This window comes from Arthrobacter crystallopoietes (assembly GCF_002849715.1).
GTDB lineage: Bacteria > Actinomycetota > Actinomycetes > Actinomycetales > Micrococcaceae > Crystallibacter > Crystallibacter crystallopoietes.
This window is the reverse complement of sequence record NZ_CP018863.1, coordinates 2791979-2807014: the sequence shown is the minus strand read 5'-3', so window position 1 is coordinate 2807014 and position 15036 is coordinate 2791979. Positions and strand designations below refer to the sequence as shown.

Sequence of the window (15036 nt, the reverse complement as noted above, 5' to 3'; positions counted from 1 at the left end):
GCCGTTGAGGAAACGAGCCACAAGGAGGCCCGCCATCGCGGTTTCAGCATCGGGGACGCACCGCTCTGCCGGACGCCCGGCACAGAAGGTCCTGTCCAAGGAGCTCATCACGTCGGCGGCCCTGAAACTGATCGAGGCCAGCGGCTATGACGCCCTGACCATGTCAGCCCTTGCCCGGCGCCTGGGCGTTGCGCCGTCCGCGCTGTACAACCACGTGAAGTCCAAGCACGATGTCCTCCTGCTCCTGCAGGACCACCTGATGAACGGGGTGGACGTCAGCGGCTTCGGCACACTCCCCTGGCCTGAGGCAGTGCGCAACTGGGCATGGTCCTACCGCGACGTGTTCGCCCAGCACTCCCCGCTGATTCCCGTCATCGCGGTGCTGCCCGTGACCGGCGCACCGCGCACCCTGCAGATGTATGAGGAACTCACCCGCGGCTTTCTCGACGCCGGCTGGCCGGAGCCGTTGGTGGTCCCGGCGATCGTTGCACTGGAGTCCTTCATCTTCGGCTCCGCCTTTGACGTGGCCGCCCCGGAAGACATTTTCGAAACCGGCGAGCTGGCCGATTCCAGCCCGCACTTCACCTCGGCTGTGCGGGCGCGCCAGCTGCCGGCCGACGGAGCCCCCGCGGACGCGGCCTTCCGGCTGGGGCTCGACGGGCTCATCTCCGGGCTGGACGCCCAGCGGCGGGAATGGGCTGACGCCGCAAGCACCGCCGGTTAACTCAGCGCGCGGCCAGCAGCTTCGCCCGCCGGTTGGACAGGATCTGCCCGCCGATCACAATCAGCAGCGCGATGATGAACATGGCCGAACCGATCACGTTGGCCTGTGCCGGGATGCCACGGGTTGCGGCGACGTAGATGAACTTCGGGAACGTGTCCACGTTGCCTGAGTTGAAGTTGGTGATGATGAAGTCATCGAAACTCATGGCGAAGGCCAGCAGCGCCGCGGCCACGATGCCCGGGAGCAGCAGCGGGAAGGTGACCCGCCAGAAGGCCTGGATCGGCGATGCATACAGGTCCGCCGCGGCTTCCTCCAGCTTGGGGTCCAAACTGGCCACGCGGGCCTTCACCGCGACGACCACAAAGGAAATGCAGAACATGCTGTGGGCGATGATGATCGTCCCCACCCCCAGGTCCACACCGATGTTCAGGAACTGGGCCAGCAGTGAAGCGCCGAGCACCACTTCCGGCGTCGCCAGCGGCAGGAAGATCAGCATGTTGGCCGTGGCGTTGAACTTGAACCGATAACGCACCAGTCCAATGGCGATGGCCGTGCCCAGGATGGTGGCGATGATGGTGACAACCGAGCTGATCTGCAGGCTGTTGGCCAGCGCCTCGCATACCGCCGGTGCGCCGCAGGGGTTGCGCCAGTTATCCAGCGTGAAGCCGCGCCAGGTGAGGTTGGTCCGGCCGGCGTCGTTGAACGAAAAGGCGAACACGTAGGCAATGGGGACCAGCAGGAACAGGAAGGCCAGTCCGCCGAAAACCGGTACCAGCCATGGGCCGATTCTTCTTCTCATGAGGCCTCCTTAGAGCAACTCTTTGGTACCGAAACGGCGGACATACAGGATCACCAGGAACAGGATGGCCAGCATCAGCACGAAGGACAGGGCCGAGGCGCCCGGGTAGTCCACCACGCGGAAGAACCTCGAATCGATGACCTGCCCGATCATGGTGGTGTTCTGGTTATTGCCCAGCAGCGCCGCGTTGATGTAGTCGCCCGAGGCCGGGATGAAGGTCAGCAGCGTGCCGGCGATGACGCCAGGCATCGACAGCGGCAGCGTGACCGTGCGGAACGTGGTGAAGGGGTTGGCATACAGATCGCCGCCCGCTTCGATCAGCCGGGTGTCCAGCCGCTCCAGGTTGGCGTAGATCGGCAGCGTCATGAACGGCAGGAAGTTGTAGGTCAGGCCGCAGACCACGGCGAAGGCCGTGGCGGTCAGCCGCCCGTCCTCGGGCAGCAGGGCCACTGCCCGCAGCACCGCAACCACCGGCCCCTCGTCCGCCAGGATCTGCTTCCACGCCTGGGTACGCAGGATGAAGCTGGTAAAGAACGGGGCGATAATCAGCACCAGCAGGATGCCTTGGAGCAGTTTCCTGCCGCGCAGCCGCACTGCCACCAAGTACGCCATCGGGTACCCGATCGCCAGCGCCGCCACCGTGGCGATCAGCGCAAACGCGAAGGACCGGACCAGTTCCGGCCAGTAACTGCCCAGCACTGCGGTGTAGTTGCTGAACTGCAACGCCGGCGCAAACTGGCCGATATCCGCGCCGGGCGGCTTGGTGTAGAGCGAGGTGGCCAGCAGGGAGAAAACCGGCAGCACGAAGAAGAGCAGCATGAAGATGAAGCCGGGCAGGATCAGCAGATAGCCCACCCGTCCGCGGCGCTTGTCCGCCCGGATCTCCGACGCACTGCGCGTCTCCTCCGGCTTCGCCTTGGTGCTGCGCGGGGCCGTCAACAGACTCATGTCGCCGCCGCTTCCGCTTCCCTGGCCCCGGCCTGCGTGTCTTCGTCGCCATCCAGGCCGAAGGCATGCGCGGTATCCCAGGTCAGCACAACGTCGTCGCCGGGAGCCGCCGATTGCTGGCCGTGGTTCTGGCTGAAAACACCCACCGGCCCGATCCCCGCCACCTCCACAAGGTACTCGGTGCTGACCCCAGTGAAGGAAGAGTCCAGCACGCGGCCCCGCAGGATGTTCGATCCATCGGCGGGAGCATCCGCGGGCCACATCATCCGCAGCTTCTCCGGCCGGATCCCGATCAGCGCCTTGCCATGGTGCGTGGTGGAACGGTCCTTGCGCACGGCCAACCGGTTTCCGCCTGCACTAATAACGACGGCGTCGCCGCGGTCCTCTATAATTTCACCCGCTACCAGGTTGGACTTGCCGAGGAAGTTCGCCACAAAAGCGGTCCGCGGCAGTTCGTACAGCTCTCGCGGGGCACCCAGCTGCTCCACCTGCCCCTGGTTCATCACGGCCACAGTGTCCGCCATGGTCATGGCCTCTTCCTGGTCATGGGTGACGTGGACGAAGGTCAGGCCGACGTCGGTCTGGATCCGCTTCAGCTCCACCTGCATCTGCCGGCGCAGTTTCATGTCCAGCGCCCCCAGCGGTTCATCCAGCAGGAGCAGCGCGGGCTCGTTCACGATTGCCCGGGCCAGGGCCACGCGCTGCTGCTGTCCGCCGGACAGTTGCGCCGGCCGCCGCGCCGAAAGATGCGCCAGTTCCACCAGCTCCAAGGCCTGCTTGGCTCTAACCTGGTGGTCCCGGATCTTCCGGCGCTTCAGCCCGAAGGCCACGTTGTCCAGCACGCTCATGTGCGGAAAGAGCGCATAGTTCTGGAACACGGTGTTGACCGGCCGCTCGTGGGCGCTGGTTCCGGTGATGTCCTTGCCGCCGATGCTGAGGCTTCCGGACGTGGGCTGCTCCAGGCCGGCGATCATCCGCAGGGTGGTGGTCTTTCCGCAGCCGGAGGGACCCAGCAGCGCGAAGAACGATCCGGCCGGGATTTCCAGGTCCAGGTTGTCTACGGCAAGGAAGCCGCCGAACCGTTTGGTGATGGCAGCGAGCCGCAGGTCGGCACCCTGGTTCTCGGCGTCGGCGTCGTGCTTTTCCGGTTTGGTCTGAACCATCGTCATTAGTTGCCGATCGCTTTCTGGAACCGGTTGGTGAAGTCGGTTTCCTCGTCAGCGCTGAGCGAGCGGAACACATGGGCCTTCGCCAGATAGTCGTCGCTGGGGAAGATCAGCGGGTTCTCCACCAGCTCCGGGTCGATCTTCTCCATTTCTTCCCGGGCGCCTTGGACCGGGCAGATGTAGTTCACGTAGGCTGCCACCGTCGCCGCGTTCTTCGGGTCGTAGTAGAAGTCCATCAGGGCTTCGGCATTCGCCTTATGCGGCGCCCCGATCGGCACCATCAGGTTGTCCGACCACAGCGTTCCGCCCGCATCGGGGAGGGCGAACTCCCACTTGTCGCCATTCTCGAAGTTCAGCTGCGTGATGTCGCCGGACCAGCAGATCACGGCAAGGGCGTCGCCGGAGATCAGATCCTCCTTGTAGGAGTTGCCCTTCACCTGGCGGATCTGGCCGTCCGAAATCTGCTTCGTCAGGTCATCCAATGCGTTCGAGAATTCATCCGCACCCCAACCACCGGAAATGCGGACGCCGTTCTCCAACATCATCAGGCCCATCGTGTCGCGCATCTCATCCAGCACCTCCACGCGGCCCTTGAGCTCCGGCTTCCACAGGTCGGAGACAGTCTTGAGGCCGCCCGGCACTGCTTCCTTGTTCCAGGCGATGCCGGCGAATCCGGACTGCCACGTCAGCGAGTTCTTCCGGCCGGGGTCGAAGTCGACGTCCTTCAGGGTCTCGAGCAAGTTCGCAGCATTCGGAATGTTGGCGTGATCCAGTTCCTGTGTGTAGCCGAGGCGGATCAACCGCGCCGCCATCCAGTCCGTCAGCGTGATGATGTCCTGCCCGATGTCCTGGCCGGCTGCCAACTGCGCCTGGACCTTCCCGAAGTAAGTGTCGTTGCCGTCAATGTCTTCGGAGTAGTTCGCCGCGATGCCCGTGGCGGCGGTGAAGGCTTCCAATGACGGATAGCTCTGGGACTTGTCGTCGTAGTCGAGGTAGAGGGTCCAGTTGGCCCAGTTGACTTCCTTTTCCGACGCCGAAAGATCTTCCGCTGCAGCCGCTTCTCCGGCGGGACCATCCGACGTCGTGCCGGTTCCACCGGTGCCGCACGCGGCCAGCAGCCCGGCGAGGCTCAAGCCGCCCGCGCCCATCAGGATGTTCCGGCGGGACAGCTGTGCGCCGACCAGGCGGCGGAGTCGGGGATCGTCGGGCAAGCGATTTGGCATCTGAAGCTCCCTGAGGTGATGGACACTGTGACGAAGATCATGCCAGACCGCAGGACGCCCGACAAGGGATTCAGTTGTAAATTTTTCGTTACCCAACGGATCCCTGCATCAAATCCTGCTTTCTCAACTTATTTCGTAGCGAAAGGGCTTGCGCACCGACAGGCCAGCGGCTTCAATGGCATAAACATTCACGCGGCCGGTCCCCATCCGGCGCATCCCCCGCCGGAGGTGGTGATATTTTGACGGCCCAGCCCGAGAGCACTGCGAACAACAACGGATCGACGCACCCGGGCAGCGGGCACGCACATGGCCCCGTGGACACGGTATCCAAGGCCATCATCGAACAACTGCAGGAAGACGGCCGGCGCTCCTACGCTTCCATTGGCAAAGCCGTTGGCCTCTCGGAAGCCGCGGTCCGCCAGCGGGTGCAGAAACTGATGGACAGCGGCATTGTCCAGATTGTCGCTGTCACGGACCCCATGCAGATGGGGTTTTCCCGCCAAGCCATGCTGGGCATCAAGGCCAACAATGACGTGCTGAGGGTGTCGGACCAAGTGGCCGCCCTGGACAAAGTGGACTATTGCGTGGCTACCGCCGGCACTTTCGACATCCTCGCCGAAATCATCTGCGAAAACGACAACGATCTGCTGCTGCTGGTCAACCAGATCCGCAGCATTCCCGGTGTCCTGAGCACCGAAACACTGATGTATCTGTCCCTGCGGAAGCAGGCCTACAACTGGGGAACACGATGACTCAAACATCCACCACCCGCACCTATACAACGCCCCGCGGCACGGACCGCCAGCAAGCCGCGCGCGACCACCTCTGGATGCACATGGCGCGCCACTCCAACCTGGCCGGCGGCGGCTCGGTCCCGGTGATCAGCCGGGGCGAGGGGCATCTGATCTTCGACGACCAGGGCAACGAATACATCGACGGGCTCGCGGGCCTCTTTGTGGTCCAGGTAGGCCACGGCCGTGAAGAACTGGCGCAGGCCGCAGCCCGGCAGGCGAAGGAACTGGCCTTCATGCCGCTGTGGTCTTACGCCCATCCCGCTGCGATCGATCTTTCGGAACGCCTGGCGCACTACGCTCCGGGCGACCTGAACCGGGTCTTCTTCACCACCGGCGGCGGCGAGGCAGTGGAAACGGCGTGGAAGCTGGCCAAGCAGTACTTCAAACTCAAGGGCAAGCCGAACAAAACCAAGGTCATCTCCCGCGCCGTCGCCTACCACGGCACCCCGCAGGGCGCGCTGTCCATCACCGGCATTCCGGATATGAAAGCGCCCTTCGAACCCTTGGTACCCGGCGCCTTCCGTGTGCCGAACACCAATCAGTACCGGGCGCCGTCGGGCTTGGAAGATCCGGAGGCCTTCGGCCGCTGGGCCGCGGACCGGATCGGCGAGGCCATCGAATTCGAAGGCCCGGACACGGTGGCCGCAGTCTTCCTGGAGCCGGTGCAGAATTCCGGCGGCTGCTTCCCGCCGCCGCCGGGCTACTTCCAGCGGGTGCGCGAAATCTGCGACGAGTACGATGTCCTGCTGGTCTCGGACGAGGTCATCTGCGCGTTCGGCCGGATCGGGTCGATGTTCGCCTGCGACGACTTCGGCTACATTCCGGACATGATCACCTGCGCCAAGGGCCTGACCAGCGGGTACTCCCCCATCGGCGCCCTGATCGCCTCGGACAAGCTGTTCGAGCCGTTCAAGCACGGCGACACCACGTTCTACCACGGCTACACCTTCGGCGGGCATCCGGTCTCCGCCGCCGTTGCCATGGCCAACCTGGACATCTTCGAACGCGAAGGCCTCAACGCCCACGTGAAGCAGAACGCTCCGGCCTTCCGCGCCACGCTCGAGAAGCTGCTGGACCTGCCGATCGTCGGCGACGTCCGCGGCGAGGGCTACTTCTACGGCATCGAGCTGGTCAAGGACAAGGCCACCAAGGAGACCTTCAACGCCGAGGAGTCCGAACACCTGCTGCGCGGCTTCCTCTCCAATGCGCTCCTCGACGCCGGCCTCTACTGCCGCGCCGATGACCGCGGCGACCCCGTGGTCCAGCTCGCCCCGCCGCTGACCATTGGCCAGCGCGAGTTCGACCAGATTGAGCAGATCCTGCGCTCCGTCCTGGTCGAAGGGCTCAACCACCTCTAAGAAACAAACAACGACGGCGGTGTGCGGCAAATACTTGCCGCCCGCCGCCGTCGTTGGCCAGGCCTGTCGGAGGTGCTCTTCAGTCGGAAGTGGTCGCGTCCGGGCGGTCCAGGCCCTCGAACGGTTCCAGTGCCGCCAGGAACTCTTCCCGGTCTTCACTCCGGACAGTGGTGGCGCCATAGGAAATGGTGATGGAACGCGGATTCCAGCCGTACTCGATGCTGCCCTTCATCTCCTCGGCGGCCTCACCGGTCGGGTCCCGCTCCACATCGGTCAACGTGAGGCTCATCCACTGGGACTGGCCGTATGCGTCGCCGAACCACTGCCACTGTTCTTCCAGTTCGGCCGAGCCGAGGCGCTCGGCGGTCTCTTCGGCCAGGTCAGGATCCAGGTTCCCCAGTTCAAGCTTGCCGAGGCCGTAGGACCCGGTTACCTCGGAGACAATGTCCAGGCCCGGTGCCAGTCCCGGGGATCTTCGGGGACGGTCCGGCTTTCGCGCGGCGCAGAGTTGAAGGAGACGTAGAGCGAGTCGCCGCCGTAGCCGTTGCCCTCCTGCGGGAAGAAGTTCCCGCCGTCGTCCGGTCCGTCTTCCCAGGCGAGCCCGAACTCGTCCGTAAGCCGCGCCTCGATCTCACCGAGCAGCTTCGTTGATACGGCCTCGAGTTCTTCAGCCGGCGGTGCATGCAGCACGTCCTCGGCGGCGGAGTAGGCGTGCCCCGGGTACTCCGCCCAGTCAACGGTGATCTGCTGGCCGCTTTCCGTCTGATAGGTGGTCGTCGGCGAGGATGCGCAACCTACGAGCAGGACGGCGAGCGCAGCTGAGAATGCGGCCGTCGCGATGAAGCCCGAAGTGCGTCTACCCATGCGGCAATCGTAGCCGTGCCGAACTGCCCTACCGCCCGGAGACTTTGTCTGCCGCCTTGGCGATCAACGACGTCGGCCCTTGCCGGCGGTTCTCCGCCTTGTCAGCGGCGTAGTACGCCTTGTACATGGCCTGCACGGCGATCCAACGCAGCGGCTCGATTTCCCAGCGCCGGACCTTGCGGTTGACCCACGGCATGATGGTCAGCTCGCTGCCCGGCGCTAGGATCAGGTCGCGCAGGGTACGCGCGGCGAGGTTGGTGGCCGCGACGCCGGTGCCCACATAGCCGCCGGCCCAGCCGAGTCCGGTCGCCGGGTCCAGGCCCACAGTGGCCTTCCAGTCCCGCGGTACGCCCAGCACACCCGCCCAGGCATGGTCGACCGCGGCACCCCGGGCAGCCGGGAACATGTCGTGCAGGATCCCGGTCAGCAGTTCGATGGTCCGCTGCTGGGTGGCACCGTCGGTGTCCGTTCGGGAGCCGAAGCGGTACGGCACTCCCCTGCCACCGAGCGCAATCCTCCCGTCCGCGGTGCGTTGCGCGTACATGTAGGCGTGGGCCAGGTCGCCCACGGTGTCCCGGTGCTCCCAGCCGATGTCCGCCCAGACCGCCTCGGGCAGCGGTTCGGTTGCGATCATGGACGAGTTCATCGGCAGCCAGTCCCGGTGCGCGCCTTTCAGGTTCGCGGTAAATCCCTCGGTGGCCCGGAGCACGTACCTGGCCGTGACATCTCCGTGTTCCGTGCGGGCCAGACCCGGCGCTATTTCCGTCACTGTGGTGCCTTCGTAGAGCCTGACTCCCAAACGTACGACGGCGGCCGCCAGTCCGCGCGCGAGCTTCGCCGGGTGGATTCGGGCGCAGTGCGGCTGCCACAGCCCGCCGAGGGCACCGGCAATCTTCACCCGCTCCGCGGTCCCGCCGGCAGAGAGCAGTTGCGTCCCGGCCTCCGGCCAGAGTGCTTCTTCTTGGGCCCAGGCCCGCAGGCGTTGCAGCTGGGCGTGGTTGCGCGCCACGTTGAGCTCGCCGCCCTTGTGGAAGTCCGCGTCAATCCCCTCGGCACATGTCACGGCGATGACTTCGTCCACGGTCTCGTTGAGCAATTGCTGGAAGCGCCCGACGACGGCGCGGCCATGAGTCTTGACGTACTGGTCCCGGCCGCCGGTGATGCTGTTGGTCAGCCAGCCGCCATTCCGCCCGGAGGCGCCGAAGCCGGCGAAGCGGCTCTCCAGCACCGCCACGTCCAGCTCGGGCCGCGCTTGCTTCAGGTAGTAGGCGGTCCATAACCCGGTGTAGCCGGCGCCCACGATGGCGATGTCCGCCGTCGTGCTTTGAGCCAAGGCGGGGCGCGGCGCGGGGATGCCGTCCGCGGCGTACCAGAACGAGATGTTCCCGTTGACGGTCATGGTTGCGGTTCCTTTCGGTTGGCCTGCGGAGCAGCCGGCGGAGCAGCCGGCGGAGCAGCAACGCAGGCGCGGAGCCGGGCCTCGATGCCGTCGAGCAGCAGTTCGAGCGCGAAGTCGAAGTTGTCCTCGTCGCTGATGCCGGCCATCGCCGCAGCCGATGCCGTTGCGTTCGGAAAACGTTCCGCCGGAGCCTGGGCGTAGGCTTCTGCCCAGGCGCGGTTGTCCGCCTCGGACTTCTCGCCCAGCGACTTCAGGGCGGCGTCGAATCCGGTCCAGGCGAGCATGAAGTCGGCGCAGGCCCGGTAGGTCCGCACGGCGTCCTCCGCACCGAAACCGGCCTGCCTGAACGTGGCGAGCATGGTCTCGACGAACTGCATCTCGGACTCCTGCCGGGTCACCCGCACGGCCGCGAGCGCCGCCACCTGCGGATGGGCCAAGTAGGCCCGGCGGCCGCGCACCACAAGCTCCTTGATGGTGTCCCGCCAGGACGGCGCCGGTTCGAAGTCCTTCAAGGCCTCGCCGATCAGCCGGTCCGCGAGCGCCAGCAGCAGTTCGTCCTTGTCCTTGAAGTGCCGGTAGAGCGCCGTCGGATCCGCGCCGAGCAGCCGGCCGATGCGGCGGAACGTCAACGCCGAACTGCCCTCCTCGTCGGCCAGACGGAGGCAGGCGTCGACGATGACCTCGCGCGAAAGCCCCTTGGCACGCTCCCGCTGCGTCCCTGTTTCTGCCGCTGCCATCCCTTCACCTTCCGCCGGCCGGTTTTGTCCCTACTCTAATCCGTGAAGTCAACACCGTTGACAATTCGGGCTGCATTCAGTTCGATAAGAGACACCCCTCAACGGCAGCATCAGGAAAGCAGGCATTGTGAGCGCAGACTGGATCTTCCACTCCGGTCGGATTTTTGACGGGCAGCAGGTCCACCCGACGGCGACGGCGGTAGCGGTCACCGACGGCCGGATCACTGCGGTGGGCACGGACGCGCAGGTGCGCGAGGCTGCCGGCACCGCCGCGGAAACGGTGGACCTGGCCGGCCGTCTCCTCACCCCTGGCTTCACGGACGCCCATGTCCACGCCGTCTACGGCGGCGTCGAGCGGCTGGGCTGCGATCTCTCCGACGTCTCCGGGCTGGACGCTGTCCTGGCCTGCGTCGCCGACTATGCGGCCGCCACCGAAAAAAGCTGGATTACCGGCGGCGGCTGGCACAAGGCGGACTTCCCCGGCGGCTACCCTACGCGCAACTTGCTTGACAGAATCGTGCCGGACCGGCCGGTCTACCTCATCAACGCGGACCATCACAGCGCCTGGGTCAATACCCGCGCGCTGGAACTCGCCGGGATGGATGCGGCAACACCGGACCCCGCGGACGGGTGGATCGAACGCGGCACGGACGGCTTCCCCACTGGCACGCTGCACGAGGGCGCGATGGACCTGGTCAACGAGTTCCTGCCGCCACTCACGGAAGAGGATCTCTGCGGCGGACTGCTCGAAGCCCAGCGCTACCTGCACTCGGTCGGCGTCACCGGCTGGCAGGAGGCCATCCTCGGCAGCTACGCGGGCTACCCGGACGCCAGCAGCGCCTACCGCACCCTGGCCGGCCGCGGCCTGCTGACCGGCAGGGCAACCGGCGCGCTCTGGGTGCCGCGCAGCACCACCTCAGAGAACATCGCCGAGCTGGTTGCCGGGTTCGAAGAACGACGCCGGGACAACAGTGCCGCCGGATTCGTCACCACGAGCGCCAAGATCATGGTGGACGGCGTGCCCGAGAACCGCACGGCCGCGATGCTGGATCCCTACCTGCGCCCCTGCCGCTGCGGAAACCCGGACGGCAGGGACCCCAGCGGCGGCAGCGCCGGCCACGCCGCCGCGGACCAGGACGCGGACGGGGACGACCGGGGGCTGCTGTACCTGCCCAAGGAGGTGCTGACCGAGACCGCGGTTGCGCTGGATGCGGCCGGCTTCGACCTGCACCTGCATGTCATCGGGGACCGCGCAGTCCGGGACGGCCTCGACGCCGTCGAGCACGCGCGCCGCAGCAACCCGCACACCCGCGGACGCCACCACATGGCGCACCTGCAGATCATCCATCCGGAGGACATCGCCCGGTTTGCCGCCCTCGGGGTGACGGTCAACGCCCAGGCGCTCTGGGCGTGCAATGACAACCAGATGCTGCAGCTGACGGTCCCGCTCATCGGTGCGGAACGCGCCGCCTGGCAGTATCCCTTCGGCTCGCTGCTGGCGGCCGGCGCCACCATGGCCATGGGCTCGGACTGGCCGGTGTCCACGCCCGATCCGTGGCAGGCCATCCACGTGGCAGTCAACCGCAGCTACCCTGCCTACCCCGATGTGCCGCCCCTGCTGCCGGAACAGGCCATTTCACTGCAGACCGCCCTCTCGTCCTACACAGCCGGCTCGGCCTGGCTGAACCGCAACGACGACGGCGGCGCCATCGCCGTCGGCAAGACCGCCGATCTCGTGGTGCTGAACGCGGATCCCTTCCGGCTGGACCCGGGCGAGCTGCACACCGTCGGCACGGACTTCACCATGGTGGCTGGCATCCCGGTCTACACCGGACAGCCGCAGGAGGCGAAGGCATGAGCCGGGCAGGTACTACGTACGACGACGCCGAACGTCGCATCCCGCAGTCCCGAATCCAAGTGACGCTGGCCGGTGCTTCCACCACGCCGTACTGGCTCGACGACCCGTCCCGGCCGGATCCCCTCCCGCCGCTGGAGGGGGCTACCGCCACGGATCTAGCCGTCGTGGGCGGCGGCTATACCGGGTTGTGGACGGCACTGATGGCCAAGGAACGCAATCCGGACCGGCGCGTGGTGCTGCTGGAAGGCAAGCGGATCGGCTGGGCGGCATCCGGGCGCAACGGCGGTTTCTGCGAGGCCAGTCTGACCCATGGCGAAGCCAACGGCGAGAAGCACCTGCCGCAGGAAACCGCGCGCCTGCAGGAGCTGGGCCTTGAGAACCTGCAGCAGATCGCTGACACGGTGGAGAAGTACGGGATCGACTGCGGCTTCGAGTGGACGGGCACGCTCAGCGTCGCCACCGAGGACCACCAGGTGGAGTGGCTGCGCGAGGATGAGGGCAAGGATCCGGACGTGGTGTTCCTGGACCGGGACGCCGTCCGCAAGGAACTGAACTCCCCGCTCTACCGGGCCGGCCTCTGGGACAAGAAGAGCACGGCCATGCTCCACCCGGCCCGCCTCGCGTGGGGATTGCAGCGCGCCTGCCTGGCCTCCGGCGTCGAAATTTACGAGCACACGCCGGTCCGCAGCATCAGTGCCGCGACAGGTGGCAACGGTCCGGTCCGGTTGACTACCGACGGCGGCACGGTCACCGCGGCGAAGGTCGCGCTGGCCACCAATGTGTTCCCCTCCCTGCTCAAGCGCACCCGGCTGCACACCGTGCCGGTCTACGACTACGTCCTGATGACCGAACCGCTGACGCCCGAACAGCTGCGGGCCATCGGCTGGCACAACCGGCAGGGACTCAGCGATCTGAACAACCGCTTCCACTACTACCGGCTGGCCACCGATCCGCAGGGGCACCAGCGCATCCTCTTCGGCGGCTACGACGCGGTGTACCACTACGGCCGGCAGGTGAAGGCCGAATACGACCAGCGCGAGGAGACCTTCGCCCGCCTGGCCGCCCACTTCTACGCCACGTTCCCGCAGCTGGAGTCGGTGAAATTCACTCACAAGTGGGGCGGCGCCATCGACACGTGCAGCCGCTTCTTCTCCTTCTTTACGACGGCGTACGGCGGCCGGGTTGCCTACGCCGCCGGTTACACGGGGCTGGGTGTGGGCGCCACGCGTTTCGGTGCCAACGTGCTGCTGGACCTGCTCGCCGGCACGCCGACAGAACGCACCCGGCTGCAGCTGGTGACCAAGAAACCGCTCCCGTTCCCGCCCGAGCCGCTGGCCTGGCTCGGCGTCAAAATCACCACGGCCGCCATGATCCGATCGGACCGCCGCCAGGGCAGGCGCGGTCCCTGGCTCAAGCTAATGGACGCCGCCGGAATCGGCTTCGATTCCTGACCGGCGCCACCGCGACGCCCCACGCCCACCAGCTCCACCGCTACACCCCAGCTTCCCTGCACTCCACTTCCCTGCACTAGGAGAACCAATGCACCAGTTTATTGACGGCCGGTACCGCGAAGGCCGAGGCGACGAGGCCAAACGGATCAACCCCGCCACCGGCGAGCCCGCCGAGACCATCCGCTACGCGACTACGGACGACGTCGACGACGCGGTCGCCGCGGCCAAGCGCGCCTTCGCCACCTGGTCGCGCTGCACCCCGGCCGAGCGCTCCGACGCCCTGCTCGCCCTCGCCGCAGAACTGGGCCGCCGCGCCTGGGACATAGCGGCCGTCGAAACCACACAGACCGGCAAGGCCATCCGCCTGGCCACGGAGTTCGACGTCCCGGGCACCATCGACAACGTCTCCTTCTTCGCCGGCGCCGCCCGGCAACTGCAGGGCCTCGCCGCCGGCGAATACGGCGCCGGCGGCACGTCCATGATCCGCCGCGAACCCATCGGCGTGATCGGATCCATCGCCCCCTGGAACTACCCCTTCCAGATGGCCGGCTGGAAAATCCTGCCCGCCATCGCCGCCGGCAACACCATCGTGCTCAAACCCTCCGAACTCACCCCCGGCACCGCCCTCATCTTCGCCGAAGCCGCCACCGCCGCCGGCATCCCGGACGGCGTGATCAACATCGTCACCGGCACCGGAGCCGTGGCCGGCGAACACCTCGTCAGGCACCCCGACGTGGCCATGACCTCCTTCACCGGCTCCACCGCCGTCGGACGCAAAATCATGGCCCTGGCTAGCGAAACCGCCAAACGCGTGCACCTGGAACTCGGCGGCAAAGCCCCGTTCGTGGTCTTCGACGACGCCGACGTCGAGGCCGCCGCCCACGGCGCCGTCGCCGGGTCCATCATCAACGCCGGCCAGGACTGCACCGCCGCCACCCGCGCCTACATCCAGCGCCCGCTCTTCGACGCCTTCACCGCCCGCGTCGCCGAACTCATGGACCAGGTGATCCTCGGCGACCCCACCGACGACGCCACGGACCTCGGCTCGCTGATCAGCCACGCCCACCGCGACAAGGTCGCCGGTTTCGTCGACCGCGCCCGCGCCGACGGCGCCACCATCCTCGCCGGCGGCCACGCGCCCGGCGGCGACCTCGCCGCCGGCGCCTACTACCGCCCCACGCTCGTGGTCGGCGCGGCGCAGGACTCCGAGATCGTGCAGGAGGAAGTCTTCGGCCCAGTGCTCACCGCCCTGCCCTTCGACACCGACGACGAAGCCCTCGCCCTGGCCAACGACACCCCGTACGGCCTCGCCGCCTGCGCCTGGACCAACGACCTCAACCGCTCCCTGCGCGCCAGCGCCGAAATCCAGGCCGGCTGCGTCTGGATCAACGACCACATCCCGATCGTCTCCGAAATGCCGCACGGCGGCTACAAAGCCTCCGGCTTCGGCAAAGACATGTCCGCCTACTCGCTCGAGGAATACACCAACACCAAACACGTCATGCTCAGCCGCGACAAAGCACCCCACAAGGACTGGCAGAACACCGTCTTCCGTACCCGCCATTGACCCCGCATATCGCTCTTTGGCGACTCCGCGTACGCGCGGCAAAACCCAGCTAAACGAACGGGATTCATTTTTCCTCTTGTGTTGGGCGGCTCACACCTGCATAATAAATGAATCAAATTCATTTGATGTGACCCGCATCCCACGGAAG

General features: G+C 66.5%; 14 protein-coding genes. 6 read left to right on the top strand and 8 right to left on the bottom strand.

Annotated features, from left to right (window positions below):
* Positions 1 to 4 precede the first annotated feature (4 nt).
* Complete coding sequence (locus tag AC20117_RS13200) at positions 5 to 724, top strand: TetR/AcrR family transcriptional regulator (protein ID WP_236777302.1); 720 nt, start codon at positions 5 to 7, stop codon at positions 722 to 724.
* 1 nt (position 725) lies between these two features.
* On the opposite strand, the gene AC20117_RS13195 is transcribed toward AC20117_RS13200, so the two are convergent.
* Genes AC20117_RS13195 through AC20117_RS13180 form a run of 4 tightly spaced genes read right to left on the bottom strand, consistent with a single transcriptional unit; the run spans position 726 to position 4860 of the window.
* Positions 726 to 1523, bottom strand: a complete 798-nt coding sequence (locus AC20117_RS13195; protein WP_074699337.1) for an ABC transporter permease — start codon at positions 1521 to 1523, stop codon at positions 726 to 728.
* Between the two features lie 9 nt (positions 1524 to 1532).
* Positions 1533 to 2471: an ABC transporter permease gene (locus AC20117_RS13190; protein WP_074699338.1), complete on the bottom strand. Its 939-nt coding sequence runs from the start codon at positions 2469 to 2471 to the stop codon at positions 1533 to 1535.
* Positions 2468 to 3634, bottom strand: coding sequence for an ABC transporter ATP-binding protein (locus AC20117_RS13185; RefSeq protein WP_074702934.1), 1167 nt, complete (start codon positions 3632 to 3634; stop codon positions 2468 to 2470). Before AC20117_RS13185 ends, AC20117_RS13190 begins: the two co-directional genes overlap by 4 nt.
* Positions 3635 to 3639: 5 nt before the next feature.
* Positions 3640 to 4860 (bottom strand): ABC transporter substrate-binding protein, encoded by a 1221-nt coding sequence (locus AC20117_RS13180; protein ID WP_074699339.1) that lies wholly within the window; start codon positions 4858 to 4860, stop codon positions 3640 to 3642.
* A gap of 314 nt (positions 4861 to 5174) precedes the next feature.
* On the opposite strand from AC20117_RS13180, the gene AC20117_RS13175 reads away from it, so the two are divergent.
* Together AC20117_RS13175 and AC20117_RS13170 are read left to right on the top strand one after the other, a co-directional pair.
* Positions 5175 to 5612, top strand: a complete 438-nt coding sequence (locus AC20117_RS13175; RefSeq protein WP_236777576.1) for an Lrp/AsnC family transcriptional regulator — start codon at positions 5175 to 5177, stop codon at positions 5610 to 5612.
* Positions 5609 to 7012, top strand: coding sequence for an aspartate aminotransferase family protein (locus AC20117_RS13170; RefSeq protein WP_074699341.1), 1404 nt, complete (start codon positions 5609 to 5611; stop codon positions 7010 to 7012). Before AC20117_RS13175 ends, AC20117_RS13170 begins: the two co-directional genes overlap by 4 nt.
* 79 nt (positions 7013 to 7091) lie before the next feature.
* Here the strand turns inward: AC20117_RS13170 and AC20117_RS13165 are convergent, their stop codons facing one another.
* The 4 genes from AC20117_RS13165 to AC20117_RS13150 form a co-directional block, all read right to left on the bottom strand.
* Positions 7092 to 7301 carry a hypothetical protein gene (locus AC20117_RS13165; RefSeq protein WP_139186738.1) on the bottom strand — a complete coding sequence of 70 codons (210 nt, stop codon included), beginning with the start codon at positions 7299 to 7301 and terminating at the stop codon, positions 7092 to 7094.
* Between the two features lie 140 nt (positions 7302 to 7441).
* Positions 7442 to 7876 carry a hypothetical protein gene (locus tag AC20117_RS13160; protein ID WP_074699343.1) on the bottom strand — a complete coding sequence of 145 codons (435 nt, stop codon included), beginning with the start codon at positions 7874 to 7876 and terminating at the stop codon, positions 7442 to 7444.
* 28 nt (positions 7877 to 7904) lie between these two features.
* On the bottom strand, positions 7905 to 9275 hold the full coding sequence (locus tag AC20117_RS13155; protein ID WP_074699344.1) for an NAD(P)/FAD-dependent oxidoreductase: 1371 nt from the start codon (positions 9273 to 9275) through the stop codon (positions 7905 to 7907).
* A complete protein-coding gene (locus AC20117_RS13150) occupies positions 9272 to 10012 on the bottom strand; it encodes a TetR/AcrR family transcriptional regulator C-terminal domain-containing protein (RefSeq protein ID WP_074699345.1) in 741 nt (246 codons plus the stop codon). The genes AC20117_RS13155 and AC20117_RS13150 overlap by 4 nt, the downstream gene beginning before the upstream one ends.
* A 127-nt stretch (positions 10013 to 10139) precedes the next feature.
* On the opposite strand from AC20117_RS13150, the gene AC20117_RS13145 reads away from it, so the two are divergent.
* From AC20117_RS13145 to AC20117_RS13135, 3 genes are all read left to right on the top strand, one after another.
* On the top strand, positions 10140 to 11870 hold the full coding sequence (locus tag AC20117_RS13145) for an amidohydrolase (protein WP_074699346.1): 1731 nt from the start codon (positions 10140 to 10142) through the stop codon (positions 11868 to 11870).
* On the top strand, positions 11867 to 13321 hold the full coding sequence (locus AC20117_RS13140; protein ID WP_074699347.1) for an NAD(P)/FAD-dependent oxidoreductase: 1455 nt from the start codon (positions 11867 to 11869) through the stop codon (positions 13319 to 13321). Before AC20117_RS13145 ends, AC20117_RS13140 begins: the two co-directional genes overlap by 4 nt.
* 88 nt (positions 13322 to 13409) lie before the next feature.
* The gene (locus AC20117_RS13135) at positions 13410 to 14888 is read left to right on the top strand and encodes a gamma-aminobutyraldehyde dehydrogenase (RefSeq protein ID WP_074699348.1); all 1479 of its coding nucleotides are present in this window, start codon (positions 13410 to 13412) and stop codon (positions 14886 to 14888) included.
* Positions 14889 to 15036: the final 148 nt, after the last annotated feature.

Excerpts from the sequence above, each read along its gene's own strand:
- AC20117_RS13160 (WP_074699343.1), bottom strand. The coding sequence starts at position 7,876 with ATGGGTAGACGCACTTCGGGCTTCATCGCGACGGCCGCATTCTCAGCT.
- AC20117_RS13155 (WP_074699344.1), bottom strand. The coding sequence starts at position 9,275 with ATGACCGTCAACGGGAACATCTCGTTCTGGTACGCCGCGGACGGCATC.
- AC20117_RS13170 (WP_074699341.1), top strand. The coding sequence starts at position 5,609 with ATGACTCAAACATCCACCACCCGCACCTATACAACGCCCCGCGGCACG.
- AC20117_RS13135 (WP_074699348.1), top strand. The coding sequence starts at position 13,410 with ATGCACCAGTTTATTGACGGCCGGTACCGCGAAGGCCGAGGCGACGAG.
- AC20117_RS13140 (WP_074699347.1), top strand. The coding sequence starts at position 11,867 with ATGAGCCGGGCAGGTACTACGTACGACGACGCCGAACGTCGCATCCCG.
- AC20117_RS13185 (WP_074702934.1), bottom strand. The coding sequence starts at position 3,634 with ATGGTTCAGACCAAACCGGAAAAGCACGACGCCGACGCCGAGAACCAG.
- AC20117_RS13165 (WP_139186738.1), bottom strand. The coding sequence starts at position 7,301 with ATGAGCCTCACGTTGACCGATGTGGAGCGGGACCCGACCGGTGAGGCC.
- AC20117_RS13190 (WP_074699338.1), bottom strand. The coding sequence starts at position 2,471 with ATGAGTCTGTTGACGGCCCCGCGCAGCACCAAGGCGAAGCCGGAGGAG.
- AC20117_RS13150 (WP_074699345.1), bottom strand. The coding sequence starts at position 10,012 with ATGGCAGCGGCAGAAACAGGGACGCAGCGGGAGCGTGCCAAGGGGCTT.
- AC20117_RS13195 (WP_074699337.1), bottom strand. The coding sequence starts at position 1,523 with ATGAGAAGAAGAATCGGCCCATGGCTGGTACCGGTTTTCGGCGGACTG.
- AC20117_RS13180 (WP_074699339.1), bottom strand. The coding sequence starts at position 4,860 with ATGCCAAATCGCTTGCCCGACGATCCCCGACTCCGCCGCCTGGTCGGC.